The sequence below is a fragment of the Frankia sp. CoBUL1 genome, from assembly GCF_978021245.1.
The window spans coordinates 1-5,629 of the sequence record NZ_CDXDOS010000222.1 but is presented as its reverse complement, the minus strand read 5'-3'; the positions used below and the strand labels follow the sequence as shown (position 1 = coordinate 5,629).

The 5,629-nt window shown below is 71.5% G+C and carries 3 protein-coding genes and 1 pseudogene; 1 reads left to right on the top strand and 3 read right to left on the bottom strand.

Going from position 1 to position 5,629, the window contains the following annotated elements; all coding sequences use genetic code 11:
• A partial coding sequence (locus AC08OX_RS14215; RefSeq protein WP_476608266.1) for a glycosyltransferase 87 family protein occupies nucleotides 1–1,291 on the bottom strand: 1,291 nt, incomplete at its 3' end.
• A 503-nt stretch (nucleotides 1,292–1,794) separates the two neighbouring features.
• On the opposite strand from AC08OX_RS14215, the gene mptB reads away from it, so the two are divergent.
• Complete coding sequence (gene mptB, locus AC08OX_RS14210) at nucleotides 1,795–3,237, top strand: polyprenol phosphomannose-dependent alpha 1,6 mannosyltransferase MptB (RefSeq protein WP_476608265.1); 1,443 nt, start codon at nucleotides 1,795–1,797, stop codon at nucleotides 3,235–3,237.
• A 104-nt stretch (nucleotides 3,238–3,341) separates the two neighbouring features.
• Here mptB and AC08OX_RS14205 read toward each other — a convergent pair whose 3' ends face one another.
• Nucleotides 3,342–3,761: a VOC family protein gene (locus AC08OX_RS14205; protein WP_476608264.1), complete on the bottom strand. Its 420-nt coding sequence runs from the start codon at nucleotides 3,759–3,761 to the stop codon at nucleotides 3,342–3,344.
• A gap of 84 nt (nucleotides 3,762–3,845) precedes the next feature.
• Nucleotides 3,846–5,413: pseudogene (locus AC08OX_RS14200) on the bottom strand (FMN-binding glutamate synthase family protein).
• Between the last annotated feature and the right edge of the window lie 216 nt (nucleotides 5,414–5,629).

Below are 5,629 nucleotides of genomic sequence, written 5' to 3'. Positions count from 1 at the left end.
AGCCCCTGACGCCCCGGCGCACCAGGTCCGGATGTCGCATTCTCCGTGATGGGCGGTACAGGTCCCGGCGGCCTGCGACGCGCGCCAGGGTGACCAGGAGTACGACACCGGCGATCACGTAGGCGTTCGTGAGGAGGATGGTCGGGTCGCGGCGGTGCGGCCAGTTCTGGTCGTGTGGCGTGATCCACCAGACGGGGGAGGCCACGAACAACACGTAGCCGGCGAGCGCCGCTCCGACGTACCGGCGTGAGGCTCGGCTGTCGGTGCTGTCGGTGCTGTCGGTGCTGTCGGTGCTGTCGGTGCTGTCGGTGCTGTCGGTGCTGTCGGTGGCGTGGGTGGCGAGCCAGAGCAGCGTCGGCACCGCCCACACCCAGTGGTGACTCCACGAGATCGGCGAGACCAGCAGTCCGGTGACCGCACAGGCGAGCAGGCCCGCGACGGGCTCCCCGCGCCGGTGCAGCCGCACCGCGAGCACCAGCCCGGCGACGGCGACCGCGGCCACCACCAGCCGGTGGATCTGGACGACCGACGCGCCGTCTCCCCAGATCCGGGTCATCGCGCCGGACAGCGACTGGTTGCCGGCGTACGTGACCGAGCCGATCCGGCCCGGATCCGCGAACACCCCGCCCCAGTAGGCGCGGGACGCCGCGGGTGCCAGCGCGAACGCCACGGCATGGGCCGCGAGAAACGTCCCCACCGCTGCGATCGCCACCCGGCGCCGGCCGGCCAGCCACAGGTAGGCCACGAAGATCAACGGAGTCAGTTTCACCGCTGCGGCGAGACCTGTGAGAGCACCGGGTGGCAGTCGGGCGAACGGTGTGGACCGCCGTCCGGGCCCGGCATCGAGCCAGACCGCCAGCATCAGCAGGATGTTGACCTGCCCGAAGATGATGGTGCTGCGAACCGGTTCCGTCGCGAGCGCCGCCACCAGCAGCAGCGGCGGCGCCCAGCGCGAGCCCAGCGCCCGCCCGACCCCGGCGGCCCGCGCGGTGTCGGTCGGCGGGATGAGCCAGGCTCGCAGCCTGGACAGCAGCAGGATGAGTGCCGCGACGGTCAGCGCGGCCCAGACGACCTCAGCCACCCCCAGGGGGATGGCGGCGAACGGCGTGAACAGCAGCGCCGCGATCGGCGGGTAGGTGAAGGGCAGGCCGGCCGCCGTACGCACCTGGTAAAGGGCGGACCCGTCCCAGACGGCCTGCCCCCCCAGCCGGTAGACAGCGAAGTCGGTCTGCGGCTGTGGTGCGATCATCACCGCGAGCACCACCAGCGCGGCGACGACGCCCGTGGTCACGACGGGCGCGGTCGGTCGCGCCGAGGCGACCGGCAGCGGTCCCGGGCCTGCCGTCTCCCCGTTGGGGCAGGTGGTAACGGTTGCCGGGACCATGGTTCTCGCTTGCCGCATGCGTTCGGCATAGCACCCCGAGGCGGTCCGCCAGCAGGGAGCCCGGCAGTCACCATCCGCCGTTCATCCCGCCGCCATCCGCCGCCATCCGCCGGTAGCCGCCCGGCGCCGAGGCAGGACACCGCGGGCCGGGCCGGCGCCCGTGGGCTCCGACATCCATACAGGACAGGTATTGTTCACCGGGTGCTCCCGGGCGCGCCGCCTGTTGGCGATGTAGAAACGTCAGGCTTTGTACCGGAATGGACGAGATAGAGTGCGCCGCGCCGCACGGAACCGCCCGACCGGGCAATCCTGCTCGACGCTGTTCGTCGCGCCCCGGTAGGGGCGTCGGCGGACGCCTCGACGGAGGCGTCGTCCTGCTCGCGGGATGTGGGACCGCCGGATCGGTGCTGGTGGTGCTGGTAGCGGGGCGACTGGCCCTGCAGCCCGGAGTCGTGACCCCGTCACGCTGGTTCGGGCTGCTCGACCCGGTGCCGTTCGACCGCCCCTCTCCGCTACCCGCTTTTATGATCATCGGGGTGGCGTTGCTCGTCGGCGCATGGTTCCGGTTGTGCCAGCGCGCGCACCACGGCGACCTGTCGGTCCCGCGGATAGGCCTCGTCATCGGCTTCTGGGCCGTTCCGGTGCTGCTCGGCCCGCCGATCCTCAGCCTCGACGTCTACTGCTACACCGCGCAGGGGACGATGCTCGCCGCCGGGCTCGACCCCTACGCCGCCGGGCCCACCGCGCTCGGCGCCCGTCCCATCCTGCTAGCCGTCGATCCGATCTGGAGATCATCGCTGTCGCCCTACGGGCCGGTCGCCCTCGGCTACTTCCGGCTGGTGACCGCGCTTGCGGGCGGTGACGTCCTGCGCGCGGTCCTGCTGCACCGGATCGTCGCGGGGGCGAGCGTCGTCGTGATGGCGGTGTGCGTGGTGCGGGTGTCCTCCGCGGCGCGACGGCCCTGGGCGCTGGCGTTCTGCGCGGGTAGTCCGATCGTGCTGCTGCAGCTCGTCGGCGCGATCCATCTTGAGGCCATCCTGCTGGCGCTGCTCGCCAGCGGCCTGACGGCGGTGTACCGCGGCAGGCCGGTGCTCGGTCTCGTCCTCATCACCGCGGCCGCGCTGGTGAAGTGGCCCGCGGCCCTGGTCGTCGTGGTGGTGCTGGTCTGGCGGTCGGTCGCGGCGGTGAGTGCCGCTACCGCCTCGCCCGCGACCGCGGCCTCGGTCGGATCGGGTCGGCGTGCGGCCCGGCTCCGTCGCGCCGCCGCCGTCGCTGGGCGGGACCTCGCCGTCGTGGCGAGCGCCGTCGTGGTGCTCTCGAGTCTGGTACCCGACGGCTTCGGATGGCTGCGCGCCGCGCGGACACCGGCCGCCGGACTGACCCTCTACGCCCCGACCACCTGCCTCGCCGATCTTCTGTCCGCCCTGGCGAGGATGGCCGGATCGGCGATGCGCTTCGAGGATCTGGTGGGACCCACCCGGGCCGCAGGCGCGGCCGTCGCCGCCGGGATCTTCGTCTGGCTGCTGGCGACCGTCCGCGACCGCGAACCGCATGCCACCGCCGGGCTGGCACTACTCAGCCTGGCCCTGCTCGGACCCGTCCTCTATCCCTGGTATCTCACCTGGGGCGCCGTGCTCCTCGGCCTGACCGGGCAGGCGCCGCGACGGGTGCTCGGGGCGGTCACCGTGGTCGGCTCGTTCCTGGCCCTGCCGCACTGCGAGCTGTTGTTCGTCGATCACCCGCAGGTCGCTCCCTGGTTCGTCCGGCAGGGGCCGATCGTCCTGCTCGTCGCCCTGACCTGCGGCATCGCCGTGGCCTTGGCCGCCCGGCGTCGTCTCGCCAGCGTGCCCTGAGCGTGGCGACCGTGCCCTGAGCGCGGCGACCGTTGCGTCCGTCGCCGGGCCTCACGCCTCGTCGGCGGCCCGGCGCAACTCCTCGATGTCGAGCTTCGACATCTTCAGCATCGCCTGCATCGCCCGCTGGGACCGGCCCGGGTGGGATCGTCAAGGAGCTCAGGCAGGGCCGTGGGCACGATCTGCCAGGACAGCCCGTACCGGTCCTTGAGCCACCCACACGGTCCTGCCTCGCCACCGTCGGTCAGCCGGTCCCAGTACTCGTCGATCTCGGCCTGGGAACCGCAGTCGACCTGCAGCGAGATCCCCTCCGAGAAGGTGAACTCGGGTCCGCCGTTCAGCGCGACGTACTCCTGGCCATCCAGCTCAAACCGGACGGTCATGACCGTACCCTCGGGACGGGGCCCGGCCGGGCCGTAGCGGGTGATGTCGACGATCCGCGAGTTCGGGAAGATCGACGTGTAGAATCTGGCCGCCTCCTCGCCCTGAGTGTCGAACCACAGACATGGCGTGACTGCTGGCATCCTCCGCTCCTTCCTGTCTGGATGAGAAGCGCGCGGCCATTTCCCGCACGAGCTTTTCCCGAAGAGCGTCGTGGTACCCCTGGATCAGGGGCGAAAGCGGTCCGGGTCGGCCGCGGCCCAGTCCGCCGGCGGCTCGGCGAGCAGTTCCCCGGGTTCGAGCCACTCGTACAGCTCGGCGTAGCTGCGGGTGTCGGTGTGGGTGACCCGGCGCATCAGCATCCCCGGATGCAGCCGGCGCAGCCCAGCGAGGCGATCATCTGTACCGCCTGGGCCACCGTGGCCTGCTGGTAGCGGCGCACCCGCTCGCCCTTGTCCGCGACGTCCACCGCGCGGGCGCGGCGCGGATCCTGGGTGGCCACCCCGACCGGGCAGGTGTTGGTGTGACAGCGTTGCGCTTGGATGCAGCCGACCGCCATCATCATCGCGCGGGCCGCGTTGGTGTAGTCGGCGCCCTGGGCGAGCCGTTTGACGATGTCCACCCCGGTGGCGATCTTGCCGCTCACCCCGATCCGGACCTGGTCTCGCAGGCCGACGCCGACGAGTGCGTTGTGCACCGTCATCAGGCCCTCGGTGAGCGGAGTACCGACGTGGTCCTCGTACTCCAGCGGCGCGGCGCCGGTGCCGCCCTCACCTCCGTCGACGACGACGAAGTCGGGGGTGATCCCCTCGGCCAGCATCGCCCGGCAGATCGCGAGCAATTCCCGCCGGGGCCCCATACACAGTTTGAATCCCGTGGGCTTGCCGCCCGCGAGCTCCCGCATCCGGGCGATGAACAGCACCAGTTCCCGCGGAGTCGAGAAGACCCGGTGTCCCGGCGGGCTGACACAGGTCACCCCGGCCGGGACACCGCGGGCCCGCGCGATCTCGGCGCTGACCTTCGCCGCGGGCAGGATGCCGCCGAGGCCGGGCTTGGCGCCCTGGCTCAGCTTCAGCTCGACCATCCGGACCGACGGAAGAGCCGCCTTGTCCTTGAACAGCGCCGGGTCGAAGTCGCCGTCCGCCGTGCGAGCACCGAAGTAGCCGCTGCCGATCTCCCAGACGAGGTCGGCGTGGTAGCGCAGGTGATGCTCGGTGAGACCGCCCTCCCCGGTGTCATGGGCGAAACCGCCCGCCGCCGCGTCGCGGTTCATCGCGAGCACGGCGTTGCCCGATAACGCTCCGAAGCTCATCGCCGAGATGTTTAGCAGCGCCATGTCATACGGCTGGGTGCAGTCCGGGCCGCCGATGCGCACCCGGGGCGGCGGGGTGCCTGGCGCAACCGCCAGTGGCACCGTCGAATGCAGCAGGTACTCGTAGCCGACCGCGTTGACATCGCGCTCGGTGCCGAACGCCTGGTCGCTGTGGATGCCCTTCGCGTGTTCGTAGATGCTCGTCCGGATGTCGCGGTCGAACGGGCGGCCGTCGTAGTTGCGTTCGATGAAGTACTGCTGGATCTCCGGCCGGATGGACTCCAGCATGAAGCGGAGGTGGCCGAACACCGGGTAGTTCCGCAGGATTGCGTGCCGGCGTTGCGTGACGTCGTGGACGGCCAGGGCGAGCAGGGCGCCGGACACGGCGGCGGCCCCCCACCAGTCCGCCGACCACCACAGCCCGGCGGCGATTGCCGCCGCCATGAGCCCCGCCAGGGCCGGCAGTATCCCGAACGAGAACATCGCGATCCTTCCCTGCACCGGCCCCGTGCGCAGGCTGTGCGCGGGGCCGCGGCCGGCGGAACCCGGCCGATCTGCCTGGACCCGTCGGGTCCGGCGCCTTCGACGCTATACGCCGGACGGTTCACGAGGTGTTCCGCGGCCGCGGGGACACGCAATGGGCGGGAACTCGCAATGGCGAGCGGGCCGTCGGCGAACAGGGTAACTCCCTGTTCACAA

What these genes read in the sequence shown, in the direction of transcription:
- AC08OX_RS14205 (WP_476608264.1), bottom strand. Translation starts at nt 3,761, where the DNA reads ATGCCAGCAGTCACGCCATGTCTGTGGTTCGACACTCAGGGCGAGGAG.